19 protein-coding genes are annotated in these 18,617 nt (G+C 66.4%); 4 read left to right on the top strand and 15 right to left on the bottom strand.

The features are described 5' to 3' along the window. Genes U7114_RS16025 through U7114_RS16005 form a run of 5 tightly spaced genes read right to left on the bottom strand, consistent with a single transcriptional unit; the run spans position 1 to position 5,379 of the window. A complete protein-coding gene (locus tag U7114_RS16025; protein WP_157239936.1) occupies positions 1–1,005 on the bottom strand; it encodes a sugar phosphate isomerase/epimerase family protein in 1,005 nt (334 codons plus the stop codon). A gap of 37 nt (positions 1,006–1,042) precedes the next feature. After that, complete coding sequence (locus U7114_RS16020) at positions 1,043–2,233, bottom strand: Gfo/Idh/MocA family oxidoreductase (protein WP_323057921.1); 1,191 nt, start codon at positions 2,231–2,233, stop codon at positions 1,043–1,045. A gap of 12 nt (positions 2,234–2,245) precedes the next feature. Continuing rightward, a complete protein-coding gene (locus U7114_RS16015) occupies positions 2,246–3,151 on the bottom strand; it encodes a carbohydrate ABC transporter permease (protein ID WP_321214977.1) in 906 nt (301 codons plus the stop codon). After that, complete coding sequence (locus U7114_RS16010) at positions 3,151–4,053, bottom strand: sugar ABC transporter permease (RefSeq protein ID WP_321214978.1); 903 nt, start codon at positions 4,051–4,053, stop codon at positions 3,151–3,153. Before U7114_RS16010 ends, U7114_RS16015 begins: the two co-directional genes overlap by 1 nt. 6 nt (positions 4,054–4,059) lie before the next feature. Further along, on the bottom strand, positions 4,060–5,379 hold the full coding sequence (locus tag U7114_RS16005; RefSeq protein ID WP_321214979.1) for an extracellular solute-binding protein: 1,320 nt from the start codon (positions 5,377–5,379) through the stop codon (positions 4,060–4,062). Positions 5,380–5,676: 297 nt separating this feature from the next. Between U7114_RS16005 and U7114_RS16000 the strand changes: the two genes are divergently transcribed. Beyond that, positions 5,677–6,723: a LacI family DNA-binding transcriptional regulator gene (locus tag U7114_RS16000; RefSeq protein ID WP_323057920.1), complete on the top strand. Its 1,047-nt coding sequence runs from the start codon at positions 5,677–5,679 to the stop codon at positions 6,721–6,723. Positions 6,724–6,756: 33 nt separating this feature from the next. Here the strand turns inward: U7114_RS16000 and U7114_RS15995 are convergent, their stop codons facing one another. Together U7114_RS15995 and U7114_RS15990 are read right to left on the bottom strand one after the other, a co-directional pair. Then, positions 6,757–7,863 (bottom strand): RelA/SpoT domain-containing protein, encoded by a 1,107-nt coding sequence (locus tag U7114_RS15995; protein WP_323057919.1) that lies wholly within the window; start codon positions 7,861–7,863, stop codon positions 6,757–6,759. Positions 7,864–8,037: 174 nt separating this feature from the next. After that, positions 8,038–8,364, bottom strand: coding sequence for a GYD domain-containing protein (locus U7114_RS15990; protein ID WP_323057918.1), 327 nt, complete (start codon positions 8,362–8,364; stop codon positions 8,038–8,040). Positions 8,365–8,482: 118 nt separating this feature from the next. Between U7114_RS15990 and U7114_RS15985 the strand changes: the two genes are divergently transcribed. Together U7114_RS15985 and U7114_RS15980 are read left to right on the top strand one after the other, a co-directional pair. Continuing rightward, positions 8,483–9,304 carry an alpha/beta hydrolase gene (locus U7114_RS15985; protein ID WP_323057917.1) on the top strand — a complete coding sequence of 274 codons (822 nt, stop codon included), beginning with the start codon at positions 8,483–8,485 and terminating at the stop codon, positions 9,302–9,304. Between the two features lie 39 nt (positions 9,305–9,343). Then, entirely contained in the window at positions 9,344–10,285 is a 942-nt protein-coding gene (locus tag U7114_RS15980; protein ID WP_157239921.1) for a carbohydrate kinase family protein, read from the top strand. A gap of 169 nt (positions 10,286–10,454) precedes the next feature. Here the strand turns inward: U7114_RS15980 and U7114_RS15975 are convergent, their stop codons facing one another. The 5 genes from U7114_RS15975 to U7114_RS15955 all read right to left on the bottom strand — a co-directional run bounded on the left by U7114_RS15975 (position 10,455) and on the right by U7114_RS15955 (position 14,260). Then, a complete protein-coding gene (locus U7114_RS15975) occupies positions 10,455–11,636 on the bottom strand; it encodes an ABC transporter substrate-binding protein (RefSeq protein WP_323057916.1) in 1,182 nt (393 codons plus the stop codon). Positions 11,637–11,874: 238 nt separating this feature from the next. Beyond that, positions 11,875–12,531 carry a VOC family protein gene (locus U7114_RS15970; protein WP_323057915.1) on the bottom strand — a complete coding sequence of 219 codons (657 nt, stop codon included), beginning with the start codon at positions 12,529–12,531 and terminating at the stop codon, positions 11,875–11,877. A 117-nt stretch (positions 12,532–12,648) separates the two neighbouring features. Then, positions 12,649–13,218, bottom strand: coding sequence for a sulfocyanin-like copper-binding protein (locus U7114_RS15965; RefSeq protein ID WP_323057914.1), 570 nt, complete (start codon positions 13,216–13,218; stop codon positions 12,649–12,651). After that, complete coding sequence (locus U7114_RS15960) at positions 13,215–13,466, bottom strand: SHOCT domain-containing protein (RefSeq protein WP_157239918.1); 252 nt, start codon at positions 13,464–13,466, stop codon at positions 13,215–13,217. The genes U7114_RS15965 and U7114_RS15960 overlap by 4 nt, the downstream gene beginning before the upstream one ends. A 113-nt stretch (positions 13,467–13,579) precedes the next feature. Then, the gene (locus tag U7114_RS15955; RefSeq protein WP_323057913.1) at positions 13,580–14,260 is read right to left on the bottom strand and encodes an ArsR/SmtB family transcription factor; all 681 of its coding nucleotides are present in this window, start codon (positions 14,258–14,260) and stop codon (positions 13,580–13,582) included. A 107-nt stretch (positions 14,261–14,367) separates the two neighbouring features. Between U7114_RS15955 and U7114_RS15950 the strand changes: the two genes are divergently transcribed. Beyond that, on the top strand, positions 14,368–15,624 hold the full coding sequence (locus U7114_RS15950; protein ID WP_321214987.1) for an MFS transporter: 1,257 nt from the start codon (positions 14,368–14,370) through the stop codon (positions 15,622–15,624). Between the two features lie 73 nt (positions 15,625–15,697). Here the strand turns inward: U7114_RS15950 and U7114_RS15945 are convergent, their stop codons facing one another. From U7114_RS15945 to U7114_RS15935, 3 genes are all read right to left on the bottom strand, one after another. After that, positions 15,698–15,892, bottom strand: a complete 195-nt coding sequence (locus U7114_RS15945) for a three-helix bundle dimerization domain-containing protein (protein WP_157239914.1) — start codon at positions 15,890–15,892, stop codon at positions 15,698–15,700. 151 nt (positions 15,893–16,043) lie between these two features. Beyond that, on the bottom strand, positions 16,044–17,000 hold the full coding sequence (locus U7114_RS15940) for a polysaccharide deacetylase family protein (protein ID WP_157239912.1): 957 nt from the start codon (positions 16,998–17,000) through the stop codon (positions 16,044–16,046). A 16-nt stretch (positions 17,001–17,016) separates the two neighbouring features. Further along, positions 17,017–18,546, bottom strand: coding sequence for a cytosine permease (locus tag U7114_RS15935; RefSeq protein ID WP_323057912.1), 1,530 nt, complete (start codon positions 18,544–18,546; stop codon positions 17,017–17,019). Positions 18,547–18,617 lie beyond the last annotated feature (71 nt).

The raw sequence follows: 18,617 nt of genomic DNA, 5'->3' as shown, positions 1-18,617 counted from the left end.
TCAGCGGCTGGCGAAGGCGGCGTCGAAAGCGGCTGCCGGCGGGGCGATGCGGGCGAGTTCCTTGACCATGGCCAGCGCCTGCGGTGCGCCGACGAGCCGGTCCATGCCGGCGTCCTCCCACTCGATGCTGGTGGGGCCGTCATAGCCGATGGCGTTCAGGGTACGGAAGATCCGGTTCCACTGGACGTCACCGTGCCCGGCGGTGACGAAGTCCCAGCCCCGGCGGGGGTCCGCCCATGCCAGGTGGGAGCCTAGGCGCCCGTTGCGGCCATCGAGCTGGCGGACCGATTCCTTGACGTGCACATGGAGGATGTGGTCCGCGAAGTCCTGCAGGAACATCACCGGATCCAGGTCCTGCCAGATGAAGTGGGACGGGTCGAAGTTCAGGCCGAAGCCCTTGCGGTGCCCGATCGCCTCCAGGGTGCGCTTGGCGGTCCAGTAGTCGTAGGCAATTTCGGACGGGTGGACCTCCAGCGCGAAACGGACGCCCACCTCGTCGAAGACATCCAGGATGGGGTTCCAGCGGTCCGCGAAGTCCTGGTAGCCGGCGTCGATCATTGCCTCGGAGGCGGGCGGGAACATGGCCACCGCCTTCCAGATGGACGATCCGGTAAAGCCCGTTACCGTCTTGACGCCCAGGCGCGCGGCGGCCCGTGCGGTGTCCTTCATGGACTCCGCGGCCCGGCGCCGGACACCTTCGGGGTCGCCGTCGCCCCAGATCCCAGCGGACAGGATGCCCTGGTGGCGCTCGTCGATGGGGTCGTCGCACACGGCCTGTCCGGTGAGATGGTTGGCGATGGCGAAGACCTGCAGGTTGTTCTTCTCGAGGATGTCCAGCCGGCCCTGGAGGTAGTTGTCGTCCTCAGCCGCCCGGCGGGGGTCCAGGTGGTCGCCCCAGCAGGCGATCTCCAGCCCGTCGAAGCCCCACTCGCCGGCCAGCCGGGCCACCTCCTCGAAGGGCAGGTCGGCCCACTGGCCGGTAAACAGTGTGATTGGTCGTGTCATCAGGGTTCCTTGGTTGTACTGTCGCTTGCGGCGATGCTCAGACTTTTTGCCACTGGCTGGAGTTCGCGGCGCTGGACTCCACGGCCGCGAGGACCCGCTGGACCTGCAGGGCATCGGCAAAGGACGGTTCGGGCTGGCGGCCTTCACCGATGGCGGTGACGAGGTCCACCACCTGGTGGGTGAAGCCGTGCTCGTAGCCCAGGCCGTGGCCGGTGGGCCACCAGTTGCCGACGTACGGGTGCTCGGGTTCGGTGACGAAGATTTTCCGGAAGCCGGCGTCCGGGGACTCGGCCGCGTCGTAGAAGGACAGGACATTCATGTCCTCGAAATCGAAGGCAACGGAGCCTTTGGTGCCGTTCAGTTCCAAACGCATGGCGTTCTTCCGGCCCAGCGCGTACCGCGTCGCCTCGAAGACCCCTATGGCACCTGCGGAGGCGCCGCCGTCGAACTTTGCGCTGAAGATGGCCGCATCATCCACGGTGACCTTCCCGCGGGGCGCGTCGCCGCTGAGGTCGCCGTGGCCGCCCAGGCCCACGAGGTCGCCGGCCAGCGGGCGCTCGGGAACGAACGTTTCGAGCAGCGCCGAAACGCCGGTGATGTGCTGTCCGGTGACCCACTGGGCCGCATCGATGCTGTGCGCCCCGATGTCGCCGAGGGATCCTGATCCGGACTTGCTCTTGTCCAGCCGCCAGGTCATGGGGGCATTGGCGTCGGAGAGCCAGTCCTGCAGGTACTGGGCCCGGACGTGGCGGATCTCGCCCAGCCTGCCCTGCTCCACGAACCGTTTGGCCAGCGCCAGGGCAGGGGTGCGGCGGTAGCTGAAGCCGCACATGGACATGACTCCCTGCTTGGCGGCGGTCTCCGCGGCGAGGGTCATCCGCTCGGCCTCCTCCACGGAGTTGGCCAGCGGCTTCTCGCACAGCACGTGCTTGCCGGCCTCAAGGGCGGCGGTGGCGATCTCGGCGTGTGTGTCGCCGGGGGTGCAGATGTCGATCAGGTCGATGTCGTCGCGTTCGATCAGGCGGCGCCAGTCCGTCTCCACCGAGTCCCAGCCAAGCTTGTCCGCTGCGGCCCGCACGCCGTCGGCGTTCCGGCCGGCGACGGCGGTGAGCCGGGGCTGCAGCGGCAGGTCGAAAAACCGGGGAGCGGTGCGCCAGGCGTGGGAGTGGGCTGCACCCATGAAGGCGTACCCCACCATGCCGACGCGAAGGGGCTTGGGTTGTGTCATCGGAAGTCCTTTCTATTTGCTGAAGCCGGCGGTCAGGCCGCTGAGCAGCTGCCGGCGGGCGACGACGTAAATCACCAGGAGGGGGAGGGTCGCCAGGACAACCGAAGCGAGGACGGCGGGAATGTTGACGCTGAACTCGCCCTGGAACGTCCAGAGTGAGAGCGGCAGGACCCTGGTGGACGGGCTCTGGGTCAGGATCAGCGGGAAGAGGAACCCGTTCCAGACGTGGAGGGCGTTGTAGATGCCCACGGTGATGACGGCCGGCTTGGTCATGGGGAGGGCGAGCCGCCACATCATGGCCCAGTCCGAGCAGCCGTCCAGCCGCATGGACTCGAACAGTTCGTTGGGCACGTCCCGCAGGAAGTTGGACAGGATGAGGACGCTGACGGGAATGGCGAAGGCGACGGACGGGAGGATCAGGGCCAGCAGCGTGTCATACAGGTGCGCCCTGGTGATCATCCAGTAGATGGGGATGATGGTGGCGTGCAGGGGAATGGCGAGGCCAAGCAGGAAGAGGTTGTTCGTCAGGCTCAGGAACCGGCTCCTGCCGCGGACGATTGCGTAGGCGGCCATGAAGGACACGAGCAGGGCCGGAAACACTGTGCCGAGGGTGACGATGAGGCTGTTCGTGAAGTACTGGACGAAGTTGTTCTCCAGGACCAGCCTGTAGTTGTCCAGGGTTGGTTCCGTTGCCGGAAGCATCGGGTTGGAGGTGAAGAACCCGGCCTGGTTCTTGAAGCTGGTGATCACCACGTAGTAGATCGGGACGATGATGATCGCCAGCCATAACCAGCCGCCCAGCCCTCCGAGGAGGTTGGGGCGCTGCCGCCCGGGCCCCTTGGTCCGGGGAGCCGGCTTTGCTGCAATGGTGCCGGCTGTCGGGGAGGGAGGAACGGGGAGTTGGGTCGTGGAGGCCATCAGGCACCTTCCAATTGGCTTGCATTGCGGTTTTTGCCGCCCAGTCGCTGCAGCAGGAGCGCCAGTCCCAGGCCGATGACGATGAGGATGACGCCGAGGGCGCTCGCGGCGCCCATGTCATTGGCTTTGAATCCGGTCAGGTACATGTGCAGCGGCAGCAGCCGGGTGCTGTAGCCGGGTCCGCCGCCGGTCAGCACGAAGATGAGGTCAAAGTAGGCGAGGCTGCCCACCACCATCAGCGTGGATGAGGTGATGATTGTGTACTTCAGCTGTGGCAGCGTGATGTTCCAGAACTGGCGAAGACGTCCCGCACCGTCGATTTCCGCGGCTTCATACAGGGATGTTGGGACTTGGCGCACGCCGCCCTGGTAGATCAGGGTGTGGAAGGGGACGAACTGCCAGGCGATCACGAAGACCACCACAAACAGCACCAGGTCCGAGTTGCCGAGCCAGTCCTGGGTGAGGACGGGCAGGTTGAACCCGGGTCCCAGACCGAAGTTGGGATCCAGCAGGGCCTTGAAGGCAATGGCAACGGCTGCCGAGGAGAGCAGCAGCGGCAGGAAGTACAGGACGGCCAGGGCAGCGCGGTATTTCTGTCCCCCGGCCGTGAACACGCCAAGCAGCAGGCTGACCGGCGCCTGGACGATGAACGAGAAGAACATGATCTTGGCTGTCACCACCAGTGCGTTGCCCGTGACCGGATCCGTCAGGACCGTGGTCCAACTGGACAGGCCCTCGAGCTTGATCTCGCCCAGGCCGTTCCAGCTGGTGAAGCTGAGGAAGACCACGCCCAGGAGCGGGATGACGGCGAAGGCCAGGAAGAAGACCAGGGCCGGTGCTGCGAGCCACCCCGAGGGGCCCGCGTCGCGGACCCCCCGGTTTGCAGAGCTAAGGGATGTCACGGTCTTTTACTTTCCGATCGTGGCGTTCATGGTGGTGACGAACTGTTCCGGGCTGATCTTCTTCAGGAAGATCTGGTCCAGGTTGGACAGCATCGCGTCGCCCTGCGCCGGGCTGAGTGCCTGGTCCCAGGAGAGTGTGAAGCTGGGGGCGTTCTTTGCCATGCCGTACACGAAAGTCAGGAAGTCCTTGTCCGGGGAGGCCGCGAGCTTGGACTCGATGCCCTGCACCACCGGTACGGCGCCCGAGCTGATCAGGGCGTCGGTGTTGGAGTCGGTGAACATGCCGTTCTTGACGTAGTCCAGGGCAGCCTGCTTCTGGGCGTCCGTGGCCTTGGAGGAGATGGACCAGAAGTTGGAGGGGTTGCCCACAACGTTTGCAGGATCGCCCTTGCCGCCCGTAACCGTCGGGAAGGTGGTGTAGCCGAGCTTGCCGCTCTTGACGAAGTCGGCGGCGTCCTTCTTCATGCCCTGGTAGATCCAGCCGCCCTGCAGGATCATGGCGGCCTTGCCGGTGTACATCAGGGCCTGGTCGGCATTGCTGTCGGCGGCAATGGAGGAGAAGCCGTTGATGAACCCGCCGGCGTCAACCAGTTCCTGGATTTTGGTAAGCGACTCGACCACGGCTGGGTCGGACCAGGCGCCGGGCTTGTTCGCTGCGATGTTCTCGAAGACTTCCGGTCCGCCGATGCGTTCCACGAGGTACTCGAGCCACATCAGGTCCGGCCACTTCGACTGGCCTCCCAGCGAGAAGGGGGCGATGCCTGCGTCCTTGAACTTCGGCACGAGGGCCATCAGCTCGTCCCAGGTCTTGGGTGGCTGGGCGCCGACCTTCTCGAAGACTTCCTTGTTGTAGTAGAGGACTACGGGCTGGACGTTGTTGTTCGGCAGGGCGTAGGTCTTGCCGTCCACCTCGCCGTTCTTCAGGACGGACGGAAGGTAGCGGTCCTTGACGTCGGGGTTTTCCTTGATGAAACCGGAAAGGTCAGCCACCTGCCCTGCATCCACGTACGACTTCAGCACCCCGCCGCCCCAGCCGTAGATGAACGTGGGGCCTTCGCCGGCCCCGACGGCGGTCCGGACCTTTGTCTTGTAGGCATCATTGGCGAAGAAGTCCAGCTTGATCGACTTCTCCGGGTTCGCCTTGTTCCATTCGTCCACTGACTTCTGCAGGACGGGCTGGTTGCCTCCTGTGAGGCCCCACATCGTCGCCGAGTCACTGCTCACATTGGTGCCGGCAGGACCTGCTGAACCGCAGGCGGCCAGGCTGATCGCCATACCAGCGGCGGAAACTGCCAAGAGTGCCGAGCGCAACTTTCGAATCTTCATTTCGCATCCGTTCATCCTCCGGGCTCAACGCTGGGACCCGGTAGCGTGTGTAAGTGGACTTTTACGCCTCGGCTTCGAGGCGGCACGTCCGCATTCGTTCAGTAGTTGACCGCGGCAGTCTTTCGAAATATTTCGAAAAGTTGCGGTCAGTGAGGTAAACCTAGCGGTGAGCGCCGTCACAGTCAAGGGATTTTTCTTCGAGAGCGAGCTCACACCGCACGACGAGTGCCGCTGTCTGTTGACGCGCTCTACTAGCAAGGGCATGATGGACTTCTCGAAATGTTTCGAAAGACGGGAATGACGTTGGCCACCACCGCCCAGCCGGAAAAGACCACCCTGGCAGCTGTTGCGCTGCGGGCAGGAGTCTCGGCGCCCACAGTTTCCAAGGTTGTCAACGGGCGCGAGGACGTTTCGTCAGCCACTCGCGCCAGGGTGCTCGCCGCGCTGGAGGAACTGGGGTACCAGTCGCCCCTGCAGCGCCGGACGGCACTGCCGGGACAGACCGTCGTCGAAGTCATTTTTGACGCGCTGACCTCCGCCTATGCAGTCGAGATCCTCAACGGGGTGCTGGAATATGCGGGGGCCAGCGACGTGGAGATCATGATCAGCGTGACCAGCCACCTGGGTGGCGCCACCCTGAGCCCGGAACGGCGGGCGCAGCGCATGGTGGAAGCGGGCCGCAGCGGCATGATCGTGGTGACCTCGGCTTTTAGCGCCGCCCAGCTGCACGCGTTCCGGCGCCGGAAGATTCCGGTGGCCGTCATCGACCCGCTGAACCCTCCGCCGGCGGATGTGGTGAGCGTCGGTGCGACGAACTGGGCCGGCGGCAAGGCTGCCACGGAGCACCTGCTCCAGCTTGGGCATTCACGGATCGCGTACCTTGGCGGCCCTGAGACGGCCGAATGCAACCAGGCGCGGCTGCACGGCTACATGGCCGCGTTGATGGCGAAGGGCGTAGCAGTGAACCCTGCCTACGTTATCCCCGGACGCTTCCGCGCCGAGCACGGAGTGCTGGGACTTAAGAAGCTACTGGACCTCGTCGAACCCCCTACGGCGATTTTCGCCGCCAGCGACAGTATTGCGCTCGGGGTTCTCAGTGAAGCGCGCAAGAACGGCCTCCGGATCCCGGAAGACCTTAGCCTTGTGGGGTTCGACGGAACGTACCAGGCGGAGGAGTCCATCCCGCCCCTCACCTCCGTGTCACAGCCGCTGCAGGAGATGGGCCGCACTGCGCTTCGGGCCGTGCTCCGGCAGTTGCACGGTGAAGCGCTCGACTCCCAGCGCGTGGAGCTGGCGACGCACCTGGTGGTCCGGGAATCGACCGCGGAGCTGAAGCCGCGTTAGTCCCGGGTCTGCGCGACAGGCAGGGGGCGAGCCCTACTTCTTGGTGAGCCGGTAGCGCTCGATCTGCCTCAGGCGCCGCATCAGGCTGTCGCGCCGGGGGTGCGGGACGGTCTCGGCCGCCTCTGCCGTGAGGTCGATGTGCCTGGTGCCGTACTGCCATAGCAGCAGGTCGTCGAGCAGCCGGTCGGGACCGGGGGAGTAGCGGTGGTCCAGTGCCTTGCGGACCTCGGTGATCCGGTTGGCGCTGAGCAGCCCGGCCAGCTGCATGGTCTGGTTCAGGCCATGGGCTGCGAGGAGTTCCGCCGCCCAGCCCCAGTCATCGTCCACTTTGCGGTCAACGTGGGGGAGCAGGGTGCGCCAGACGTCGCGGATCCGGTTGGGCGTCAGCGGAGCAGCACCTTCGCCGTCGGCGTCCCAGAAACCGCGGACTTCCTCGTAGCGCTCGTGCAGGTCGGCGAAGGCGGTCTCCACTGTTTCCAGCATGGCGGCCGTGGCGGTGAACTGCCGGTCGAAGTGGGGTGTCCAGGCCCGGGGGTCCTCGGCCTTGAAACGGATATCATGCTCGATCTCGCTCCACGCGTGGGCGAAAATGGTGCGGATCTGGCATTCGAAGAAGTAGCTGCCGTTGGGCACGGCATCCGGGTTGAAGACCGACTGGTACTCCTTGACGGCCTCGTTCTGGATGGTGCGCAGGATCAGGTGCCTGCTGGAGTACCCGTAGGTGCCCGATTCGATGGAGCCGATGTCCTTTTCCCGGTCCCCGCGGCAATCGAAGAGCTGCCGCTGGTGTTTGATGATGTTGGCCACCAGGGCATTCTCTGCGGGCAGCTTGGTGATCACCCGGATGCCCACCATGTCATTCAGGGTCCGGAACGGGTCAGGGAACTTGAGGACAGGGGGCGCGCCAGGCTCCAGGGGTTGCTCGATCCGGGAGATCTTCTCCTTGAACGATTCCACGGTCTTGGTGCGGCCCGTGACGAACAGCGGCGTGACCTCGGAGTCCTTCAGCATGTCCCGAAGGGTCAGCAGGACGTCCCGGGTGACCAGCTTCAGGGCAGGGCGGACCCGCTCATAGATCTCCACGTTCTGCTCCACGGATTCGCGGAGGCTCGCATCCAGGCTGTCCCAATGACTCGGCATGGTTCCAGCTTACGGCGGAGGCCCGGCCGTGATCCGCGCACCGCCGTCGCTCCTTCACCGCGTTGCCCGGCGCCGGCTTGCGATTCCATCGACTGCTCCGTACCTGCCGTTTTCACGCGCCAAAAGGGCCGGTACGGAGCACTCGATGAAGGGGAGGCGTGCCGGGCGAGCTCCTCAGTCGCCCGGAGGCTGGTATTTTATCTCGGCCGCCTTCTGCAGGGCTTCGATGGTCTCCTCGACGCTCATCAGTACCGTGGTTTCGAATGAACTCAGGGCGCCGCCCCCGCTGATGGCCAGGGCCACCGCCGCCATGGACACGTTGTCCGGCGCCTCCCAAAGGTTGTAGCCATCGTGGCTGCCGAAGGCGTACCAGAACCCATGGAGCTTTCCGCCCACCGATTCGATGTACGCCTGGGCAGCTTTCCGCCGGTCTTCCGGGTTGTTGATCAACCGGCCCCAGGTCTCCGGCGTGTAGCTGAACCTTGACAGATAGAGCGGCATTTTCCCATCCTTTCGGTCGGTGGCGCGGGGTAAGGTCCACCCAGAATGGCACTGTGCTGCCCGCCCGGCAACGGCCTGTGGTGAGGCCCGGCAATGCACTGCGCGGTACGCTCGGCAGATGGCAAAGCGGCATAGGTATCACTACGGCGATGACCCCAGCCAGTGGGGCGAATTGTTCCTTCCCGAAATGCCAAAAGGGGCGCCCCACCGCGGCGTGGTGGTGGTGATCCACGGCGGCTACTGGCGGTCAAAGTACGGTGCCGAACTGGGGGAGCCCCTGGCCGCGGACCTTGCCGGGCACGGGTTCGCCGCGTGGAACCTCGAGTATCGCCGGGCGGGCAACGGCGGGGGCTGGCCGCAAACCTTCTCGGACATCCTTGCAGGCATCGACAAACTCCAGGAGCTCGCAGGGCCCCACGCCCTGGATTTGGGCAAGGTGGTGGCGCTGGGCCATTCCGCCGGCGGGCATCTCGCAGTGTGGGCGGCGGGCCGGGACCGCCTGGGCCGCCTGGGGCTGGAGGCCGAGCACCGCGAGGCCGGCGCCAGCCCCGACGGCGTCCGCCTCGCCGGCGTGGTCAGCCAGTCCGGCGTGCTCAACCTCGCGGCAGCGGAGGAACTGAACCTCAGCGATGGTGCCGTGGCCAACCTGCTGGGCGGGCCGTCGTCGGACTTCCCCGGCCGGCACAGGTACGCGGACCCGATGGCCGCGTTGCCGCTGAGCGTCCCCGTCTATGCCGTGCATGCAACGGACGACGCCGACGTGCCGCTGGGCATGTCAGCGTCCTATGTGGAGGCGGCCAGGTCCGGGCCGGCTCCCGCGCGGCTGGTCATGGTGCCGGGGGACCACTTCGCGCTGATCGATCCATCAACGGAGGCGTACGCGAAGTGCCGGGAGCTGGTGGGGGAGCTGCTGCACTGGGCTGAGCGTCATCGGGCTTAGCAACGTGCCGGCCGGCCTCTCCTCTGGCAGAGTATGAGCATGCTCACAGTTATTGGCGAAGGCCTCGTTGACGTTGTCCAGCGCGCCTCCGGAATCGAAGCCCACGTAGGCGGCAGCCCCCTGAATGTCGCAGTGGGCCTGGCCCGCCTCGACCACCCGGTGCAGTTCATCGGGCGGTACGGCCGGGACGCCTACGGTGACTCCGTCGCGGCGCACCTGCGCGCCAGCTCCGTGATGCTTCCCATGGGCCCGGATGACCTGCCCACCAGCGTGGCCACCGCACTGATTGACGACGACGGCGCCGCCACCTACACGTTCGACCTCACCTGGCAGCTCCCCGGCATCGCCGACCGGCTCGCGTTCATGCTGCAGGGAACCACCCTGCTGCACACGGGATCCATAGCAACAATGCTGGCGCCGGGCGCCACCGAGGTGCTCGCCGCCGTCGAATTCGCCCACCCGCACGCCACCATCAGCTACGACCCCAACTGCCGGCCCAGCATCATCAGCGATGTTGACTATGCCCGCCGCCACGCGGAAAAGTTCGTGTCCCTCGCCGACGTGGTGAAGGCCTCGGATGAGGACCTGGCCTGGCTCTACCCAGGGCAGGATGTGCTGGAATCGGCGCGCAAGTGGCTGGCCCTTGGCGGGGAGGAGGGGCCGGCGATGGTGGTGGTTACGCGCGGCGCCGAAGGGCCCTGGGGGGTGTGCCGGGCGGGCGAGGCTCAGGTGCCGGCTCCCAAGGTTGTGGTGGCGGATACCGTGGGCGCGGGCGATTCCTTCATGGCCGCGCTCCTGTCCGGCCTGGTGGACCGCGGCCTGGACGGAGCCCAGAACCGGAAGGACCTGCGCGAACTCCCGGCGGAGGGGCTGGAGGAACTCCTGGCCCATGCAGCGAAGGCCGCCGCTGTCACGGTGTCCCGGCCAGGCGCAAACCCGCCGACCCGGGCTGAGCTGAACGGGGTGCCTGCGGAGGATTAGGCCGGATCATCGGTTGCTCCGATCAAGTATCCCTAACTGATACCTGCAGACTGCGACGCTCTCTCACTTAATGCGCTTAAACGGCCAGCGCTCTCTCACTTTCTAAAGGAAAGTGAGAGAGCGCTGGCCAGGATGGCGCATTAAGTGAGCGAGCGTGTTGGCTGGGGACCTAGTCCTTGCCGAGCCCCGCGGCCGAGGTCTTCTCGCCGGACACGCTGTTGAGCGCCCGCAGGTCGAAGATGCCGTTGATGTCCGCCTGCTTGGTGGTTCCGGCGGTCACGCCGTCGGCCAGGAGCTTCTGGTAGGTTCCGGCCAGCGGATCCACGGTGAACACGATGTTCTTCAGCGACCGGTCGATCACGTCGGCCTTCAGCTCGGCGCCGGCGGCTTCCCTGAGTGCGGCGTTGATGACACTGGCCTTCTCGCCGTCGGCTGCCCCGTTCAGCCACTCGACCGACTTCACATGGCCCTTCAGGAGAGCCTTCACGGTGTCCGGGTGGTCTGCGGCAAACTTCTGGTTCACGATCAGGATGGTGGTGGGGAACTCGCCCGGCTTGCCGGACAGCGAGCCGTCCCAGAGGTCCTTCTCGTCCACCAGGACCTTCGCGCCGGCGGTCAGCACCAGGCGGGAGGCCCAGGGCTCAGGCAGCCACGCGCCGTCGAGCTTTCCGTCCTGGAACAGTTTCAGGGTCTGGGCGTTCTCGGTGGGGTTGATGGCGACGTCGCCGCTGCCGTCCACGTTCGTCTTGTAGCCCTGGGAGGCCAGCCAGGCGCGGAGGGCAACGTCCTGGGTGCCGCCGAGCTGCGGGGAGGCGAGGGTCTTGCCTTTGAGGTCCGCCGCGGAGTTGATCTCCGGCTTGACCACCAGCTGGGCGCCGCCGGCGGCAGCGCCGGCGATGATGTTGATCGACTCGCCGCCGCTCTTGACGTACGAGTTGATGGCGGGGTTGGGGCCGATGTAGGTGGCGTCGATGGCGCCGGCGTTCAGGGCCTCGATGGCTGCCGGCCCGGCGTTGAACACCTGGGTGCTGAGCTTGGTGTCGCCCAGTTCGCCGGCAATGTAGCCCTGGCTGACGCCCACCAGGGCGGGGGCGTGGGTGACGTTGCCGAAGTAGCCAAGCTTTAGTTCGGCAGCGGGGTTGCCGGAGGGGGCGGTTTCCTGCACGGCAGCGGGAGTGCCGCCGCTGTTCACCGCCGCGGCGACGGCGGCACCTCCGCCCACCAGGGCGAGGAGCGCAGCGCCGATCCCGATCTTCTGGCCGAGGGAACGCTTGGGAGCGGCGGACTGTCCGGCCACGATGCGGGTGGAACCTGGCTGGCTCCGGGGGCTCTTGTTCGAGGGGTCTGACACTGGGAATTCCTTTGCTGGGGCGGATGCTGAGACGAGATTACGGAGCACCCGGCAGCGCCACAATCATTCCCGTAGCGGGCGTTCACGGAAGGTCGCGAACGCTCAACAGGACGTAGCGCGGCGTCAAGAAACGTCGCGGGACGTCTTCCGGGGCCCGGCAGGATTGCCTACGCAGCCCTGATGAGTGGAGCTCGCTGAGGACCCGCCGCAGCCCGGCTGCGGTGGTAACGGGGTGTGGTCAGCCCGTGTCCAGGGTCACGTCGCCCAGCGGCGTGGACAGCACGGCGCGCAGCGCCGGGGCCGCGGCATATGCCACGCCCGGCAGCGCCAGCAGCTGGCGCACCGGCGGCGGCAGGCCGCCCAGTTGCAGCTCGCGCAGCGCGACGCCGCTGGTCGCCATGCGCGCGGTGGGATGCGTGCCGTCCCACTGGATCAGAGTCGGCAACGCGCCGCCGAGCTGCAATGCGCCGTCGTCGCGCACCAGGATCTGCCAGGCCAGCCTCCCCTGCAGTGTCTCGCGAGACATGGCCAGCGGCTGCCCCGGGTCGATCCCGACGTTGACGAGACCTTCTCGGTGCAGGCCGAGCATGCGGGTGCGCGCCACCAGGTGCACCAGACGCGGTGCATCGCCGATGCGCTGCTGCAGTGCCGGATCGTCGAGGCCGAACCAGCGCCGGCGCGCTGGCGGCGGAGCTTCCGGATCGATCGCGATGATCTCGAAGTACGCGCCCGGGAACGCGGCCGACGCGATGCTGAACACCCGGTTGTGAGTGCCCATCAGCAGGTGCTTGCCGCCCGGCCCAGGCGTGATGCCGAGCGTGGCCTCGCACCAGGCCACGCCCTGTTCCAGGCTGGTCGCGGCGACGACGAGGTGATCGACTTCGGTGCTGCTCACAGGACCTCCTTAACGCGGTTACAGGTCACGCGATAGTCGCCGATCCGGGTGCTGCCGGCTCCGGACACCGCACGCAGCCGCCGTTACGTGCGGCCATCTGCGGGACCGTTTGCCGGTTTAGGTGACGGTCAGCTGGGTGTACATCCCGGCCCAGTAGTGGCCCGGCAGATTGCAGACCAGTTCATATCTTCCGGGCTTCAGGTCAAGGGTGATCCATCCGGCAGCGGACGGGAGGATTCCGTTGCCCTCGCCTTCGGCGCAGGTGGCGGCGGCCTCGGCCAGGCTGCCGGCCTCGTCGATTTTCCCGTCCCGGCCGACCGGGCGGGTTCCGGCGATCTGGGTGTCCGCCAGCGGGATGATCATCATTTCATGAGGGATATTGCCGGCGTTGGTGACCAGGAAGGACACCTCGCCGCGCGTCACGGTGGACCGGTCGGCGGTCAGCTGCATGCTGCGCCGCATCATCCCGCGGCCGCCCATCATGGGGCCTCCCATATCGGATGCCGTGACATGGATGACCGCGCCCGGGAGGCTGGGCGGAGTGCACCGGGAGGTTCCAGGGAATCCGTAACCGCCCGGTGCCACCCCGCCGTTCATGAACACTATGGCCGTCATGGATGCGGCCGTCAGGACAAGGGCCGCGAGGATACCGAGCAGGACCTGCCCCCTGAGGGACCGGGTTTTCACGGTTTCCGTCTCAGCACGGCGCGGCGTTCATTGAACTCGGTGGCGTCAATCTCCCCCCGTGCGAAGCGTTCGTTGAGGATCCGCTCAGGATCGTCGTGCGGGGGCCCGTAGGATCGCCAGGCGCCGGGCTGCCCGCCGCGGATCAGGAGGATGACCACCGTCACCACGCCTCCCCAGAACAGCAGCATCATTAGCGCCATGGCCACCCAGCCGCCGATTCCCCCGTCGCCGTACCATCCGTACATCATGCCCGGACCTCCCTTTCTGTAGTTGTGACTGCTGCTTGCTTTCACCATTGCCTGTGGAGCGTCTGGCGAACAGGGTCCTTGGTCACGAGGGAGGCGCCTGCGCGCGCGGTTTTCTAGGCGGCCGATCCTGCCTCGACCGGCAGGCCGCCGATGCGCCATTCAAGCATTCCTTCGTGCAGGCGCCGGGCACGGCGGCCGGCTGCGTGCAGCAGGGCCACGGCTTCGTAGGCAAGGACGCAGTAGGCGCCCCGACAATAGGCCACGACCTCTTGGTCCCCGGGCAGTTCGGACAGCCGGTCGCTGAGCTCCTCCAGCGGGATGGAGATGGCCCCGGGGATATGGGCGGCGTTGTATTCCTCGTTCGGGCGCACGTCGAGGACCGTTGCGGTTCCAGCCCGGGCGCGGGCGAGGAGCTCTTCGCGGCTCATTTCCTCCTCATCTCCCCGGCGATCTCCAAGTTCCAGATAAGCGACGCGTTTGGGTTCGACGCCGGCCACGTGCTCCTGCGCAACGGATCGAAGCAGGCTGTAGAGCCGCAGGATGTCGGGGCCGGCGAGGTCGTAGTGGATTCGGTTGCCGTCCCGCCGGGTGGTTACCAACCCGGCCTGTCGAAGGGTTTGGAGGTGCGCCGAGGCCGTGCTTAACCCCAGCCCGGCGGCGGCGGCCAGGGTTTCCACGCTCCGTTCCCCCTGGCTGAGCAGGTCCAGCAGTTCCAGCCGCTTGCCGTTGGCCAGAGCCTTGCCTACCCGGGCGAACTCCTCGAAGAGTTCAGATTTCCTTGCCTTGTCGCCCACTTTAGTCCTCCAGAGATCCATGTAATACTGGAACAAATACTATTCCACGTTTTCTTGGAATGCCAGCCTATTGCCGGTTCACCACCGGCACGGAAGGACCGTGCGCCATGGGCATCCGGGACGTGACCACGCTTGGCCTGCGGCAGAACCTGGCCCAGTTCATGCTCCTGGTCGCCGTCAACGCCCTTGTTGGCGGCACCCTCGGCCAGGAGCGCACGGTGCTTCCGCTGCTGGCAGGGCAGGTCTTCCATCTGGACCTCTATACCTCCGCGCTCACCTACATCCTGGCGTTCGGCGTGGCCAAGGCCGGCACCAACTACTTCGCCGGCACCCTCTCGGACCGCTACGGCCGCAAACCGGTCCTGGTCGCCGGCTGGCTTGTCGCGCTGCCGGTGCCGCTGATGCTCATATTCGGAACCTCCTGGGCGTGGATCGTCGCGGCCAATGTGATCCTGGGCGTCAGCCAGGGCCTGACCTGGTCCACCGCCGTCGTGATGAAAATGGACCTCGTCGGACCGTCCCGGCGCGGCTTTGCCATGGGCTTGAACGAAGCGGCGGGCTATCTCGGCGTGGCCGCCACCGCCCTGGCCACCGGGTACATCGCCGCCGCTTACGGGCTGCGGCCGGGTCCGTTCCTGCTCGGCGCCGCCTACATTGCCCTGGGCCTGGGCCTCTCGGTCTTTGCTGTGAAGGAAACCCGGGACCACGCCCGGCTGGAGGCCGCGAACCACGTTTCCGCCCACGCCGGCGCCCACGGGAGGCTGAGCAACCGGGAAATCTTCACCCTGACCAGCTTCCGGGACAGATCCCTGTCTTCAGTCAGCCAGGCCGGCTTGGTCAACAACCTCAACGACGGTCTCGCCTGGGGACTCTTCCCCGTCCTGTTCGCCGCCGCGGGACTCACGATCGAGAAGATCGGCATCCTTGCCGCCGTCTACCCTGCGGTCTGGGGCGCAGGCCAGCTCGTCACCGGGGCACTGTCGGACAAATACGGCCGGAAATGGCTGATTGTCGGCGGTATGCTCCTGCAGGCCGTCGCCTTGGCGATGATCGCCGTCGGCCAGGACTTCGGGATCTGGCTGGCCGCCGTCGTTCTCCTCGGGGCCGGAACGGCCATGGTGTACCCGACCCTGCTCGCCGCCGTCAGCGACGTCGCACACCCGGAATGGCGTGCTCGCTCAGTGGGAATCTACCGTCTGTGGCGCGACGGCGGCTTCGCCGTCGGAGCCCTCCTTGCCGGCGTCCTCGCCGACGCCTACGGGATCCCCGCGGCGGTCGCGGTCGTCGGCGCTGTCACGGGGGCGTCCGGCGTCGTGGTGGCGGTCCGCATGCGGTCAACGGATCATCACCGGCAGACGGCCTAGAAACGGACTCCCGGCCGCGGGGGCGGTTCAACCTGCTCCCGACTCGAGTGGAGTGCCGATGGGGCGAGGTCCGCTAATGCTGGGTCAGCCGGAGCCTCGCAGCCCGTTCCACGAGGACCGGCACGTAATCCCGGATAGGGCCGTCATCGAGGACGCGGTGTTCTTCGGCGACCACGTTTTCGATGACGGAGCGCGGTTCCTCGGGGAAGCGCTCCGCCAGCCGGTCGACAACAGCCATGAGGGCCCGCACTTCGGGTTCGTTTGTCATTCCCAAAGCTTCGGCCTGGCGGGGAGGAGAGTCAACCATCACTTAGTCGTCCCACGTCAGCGCCCTTTAAGTGCCGTCCTGCACAGGAGGAATGGCCGCTGCCCCTGGCGGGCGGCGGCCACTCCTCGTAGCGGTCCGGCTCTGTGCGGCTTCAGCCGGCGGCAGCCACCGGCCACGACTCGCGGACGGCGGACGGCGTGAACCTGGCGCCGGTGTCGGGGAAGCCCGGCACCTCGATCCGGGCGTGGGTGTGGACCTCCCGGACTGTCCGGCGGGTGTGCTCGGCGATCTCCTCCATGGTGGCCACCCACATGCCGTCCAGGCCCTTGACCCGTTCGATCAGCCGTTCCAGGGCTGCCGCCTTGGAGGGCCGGCCGGAGATGAAGGGATGGTTGGTGAGGACAAAGCAGCTGCCCTGCGCGTGGTGGGCCTCGGCCTCCAGCGTCCACATCTCCAGGACCTTCGCGGGGCTCTCAATGACGCCGCTGCCTGTCACGCCCGGGTAGAAGGCGTACTGCTCCCAGTCGTCCAGTGCCCAGTCGACGGGAATCTCCACGATATCCCTGCTGTCACCCGGGGCGACGCTGAAGCGGTAGGGGGCGTCGCCGTCGAGCAGGCTTGAATCGTAGAGGAACCCGCGGTCCGCCAGGAGGCCGGCGGAGTGCCAGTTCAGTTCCCACCACGGCGCCCGGTAGCCTGCCGGCTCCACTCCGGCGGCCTTGGCCAGCGCCTCGAGCCCGCGGTCGATGTACCGCGCCTCCGCCTCGGCGCTGATGCCCTTCATGGGCTCGTGCAGGTAGCCATGGTGGGCCACCTCATGTCCCGCGTCCACGATCCGCCGGACGGTATCCGGGTAGCACTCGGCCGTGAAGCCGGGGACGAAGAACGTGGCGCGGATGTCCTGCCGCTGGAGGATCTGCAGCAGCCGCGGGACGGCAACCTTGGGTCCGTACGACTGGTGGGTCATCAGGGACATGCGGCTTGTGCTCTTGGGATCGTGGGAGATGGTGCAGGATTCTGCGTCGACATCGAACGTGAAGGATGCTGCGGCACGCTTGCCCTCGGGCCAGGTGATCGGGTGGGCGGAGTCGGGGAATGCTTCAGTCATGGTGGGATCCTGCGTTTCAGAGGGCTGCGGGCGTGCCGGGCTGGGCCGCGGCGCCTGTCAGTTCGGTGGGCAGATGGTGGGCGGCAGTTGTGGACGGAGCCTGCTCAAGGAACCTGCGGTGCACCTTCGGGCCCAGGATGGCGTAGCTGGCGGCGCTTGCAAGGCCGCCGGCCAGCCAGGACAGGTCCCAGCCGCCCAGGGCCACGGCCATGGGGCCCTGCATCGCGGGAACGAGCCCGTACATGAACAGCCAGGTGGCGAAGATGCCTACCAGGAGGGACGTCACTCCCGCCCAGTTGACGCCGGGGAGCCGCCTGGTGCCGACGCCGTCGAACAGTCTTTCGGGGTTGCCGGGCCAGCGCTTGTCGATCCAGAAGTAGTGCACCAGCATCACGCCGCCCCAGGCAGCCACCCAGGCCACCAGGCCGATGAGCCACGCGTCGAGGACTGCGGCGAAGTCCTCCTGGAAGATGAAGAAGACGACGGCGGCGAGTGAGAGGACGCCGACGAACAGGTTGAGCTTGCGGCGGCTGATAGTGATGTCCAGCGCCTGGGTGGCCACCGAGAAGGTGTAGATGTTCAGGATGTTCGTGGCGATGGGGCCGTGCAGCACCATCAGCAGCACCGGCAGGGCGAGGACCCCGAAGTTCTGGACGATCAGCTTTCCGGGATCGATTTCGCCGCTGTTGGTGGCCAGGCTCGCACCCAGGATGCCCAGCCAGACGACGGGAATGAACTGGCCCAGGACTGATGCGAGGTAGACCTTCTTTTTGGGCACTTCGGTGCTCACGAAGCGGGAGTAATCCGCGGCGTAGGTGAACCAGGTGATCCCCCAGCCGATGCCGATGGCGGTCATGACGGCGCTCATGGCGGCGATCCGCTCGGAGCCTTCCAGGATGTTGCCTGCCGGGCCGGCGTAGCCCCAGTCGATCTTCATGCCGAACCAGGCCACGGCGGACATGACCGCCAGGATGATGATGGTGGGCGGTACTGTCCACTTTTCGAAGGCGGCAATTGCCTTGTAGCCGAACCAGGCAATGGCTACCTGGGCGGCCATGATGGCTGTGGCCACGCCGATCTTCCAGCCGTAGTTATGGGCTGTGGGATCCACCCAGCCGAGCGTTCCGAAGAGCGCCATGACCAGGTCCAGGATGATCCAGGTGTTCACCGCGCACCAGCCGATGACCAGGAGTGCCTGGATGGCTGCCGGGAGGTAGTTGCCCCGTCGGCCGAACGCCGCGCGGGCCAGGACCATGCCGGTGGCTCCGGTCTTCTGGCCGAGGAGGACGAAGCAACCGAAGAGCAGCATGCCGATCAGGTTGCCCAGCACCAGGACGGTCACGGTGTCCGCGAAACCCAGCCCCAGGTGGATTCCGAGGGCACCCAATACCCAGTTGATCGGTGCGAGGTTGGCACCCGCCCAGATCCAGAACTGGCCTGAAACTTTGCGTGTGCGCTGGGACTCGGGGATTGGCTGGAGCCAGGCTTCGACGTCTTCCGCGTGGACGGACTGCTCGATTCCTGGCGTTGTGGGTTGTTGTTGCATCGAAGCCTCTTCGTTGAGGGGATGGGAGTTCTCCAAGATTATGTGTCGGGCGCCACACGCACCATCTACAA

Source organism: Pseudarthrobacter sp. C1 (genome assembly GCF_034720455.1).
In the GTDB taxonomy this organism is placed as follows: domain Bacteria; phylum Actinomycetota; class Actinomycetes; order Actinomycetales; family Micrococcaceae; genus Arthrobacter.
Note: the sequence above shows the minus strand (reverse complement) of the source record. Positions and strands in the feature narration are given on the sequence as shown.

Bases quoted from the DNA above. Each gene is read 5' to 3' on its own strand.
- U7114_RS16015 (WP_321214977.1), bottom strand. From the start codon at position 3,151: ATGGCCTCCACGACCCAACTCCCCGTTCCTCCCTCCCCGACAGCCGGC.
- U7114_RS15995 (WP_323057919.1), bottom strand. From the start codon at position 7,863: ATGCCGAGTCATTGGGACAGCCTGGATGCGAGCCTCCGCGAATCCGTG.
- U7114_RS15985 (WP_323057917.1), top strand. From the start codon at position 8,483: ATGGCAAAGCGGCATAGGTATCACTACGGCGATGACCCCAGCCAGTGG.
- U7114_RS15960 (WP_157239918.1), bottom strand. From the start codon at position 13,466: ATGATGTACGGATGGTACGGCGACGGGGGAATCGGCGGCTGGGTGGCC.
- U7114_RS15950 (WP_321214987.1), top strand. From the start codon at position 14,368: ATGGGCATCCGGGACGTGACCACGCTTGGCCTGCGGCAGAACCTGGCC.
- U7114_RS16020 (WP_323057921.1), bottom strand. From the start codon at position 2,233: ATGACACAACCCAAGCCCCTTCGCGTCGGCATGGTGGGGTACGCCTTC.
- U7114_RS15980 (WP_157239921.1), top strand. From the start codon at position 9,344: ATGCTCACAGTTATTGGCGAAGGCCTCGTTGACGTTGTCCAGCGCGCC.
- U7114_RS15945 (WP_157239914.1), bottom strand. From the start codon at position 15,892: ATGACAAACGAACCCGAAGTGCGGGCCCTCATGGCTGTTGTCGACCGG.
- U7114_RS16025 (WP_157239936.1), bottom strand. From the start codon at position 1,005: ATGACACGACCAATCACACTGTTTACCGGCCAGTGGGCCGACCTGCCC.
- U7114_RS16000 (WP_323057920.1), top strand. From the start codon at position 5,677: ATGACGTTGGCCACCACCGCCCAGCCGGAAAAGACCACCCTGGCAGCT.
- U7114_RS15940 (WP_157239912.1), bottom strand. From the start codon at position 17,000: ATGACTGAAGCATTCCCCGACTCCGCCCACCCGATCACCTGGCCCGAG.
- U7114_RS15990 (WP_323057918.1), bottom strand. From the start codon at position 8,364: ATGCCGCTCTATCTGTCAAGGTTCAGCTACACGCCGGAGACCTGGGGC.
- U7114_RS15935 (WP_323057912.1), bottom strand. From the start codon at position 18,546: ATGCAACAACAACCCACAACGCCAGGAATCGAGCAGTCCGTCCACGCG.
- U7114_RS16005 (WP_321214979.1), bottom strand. From the start codon at position 5,379: ATGAAGATTCGAAAGTTGCGCTCGGCACTCTTGGCAGTTTCCGCCGCT.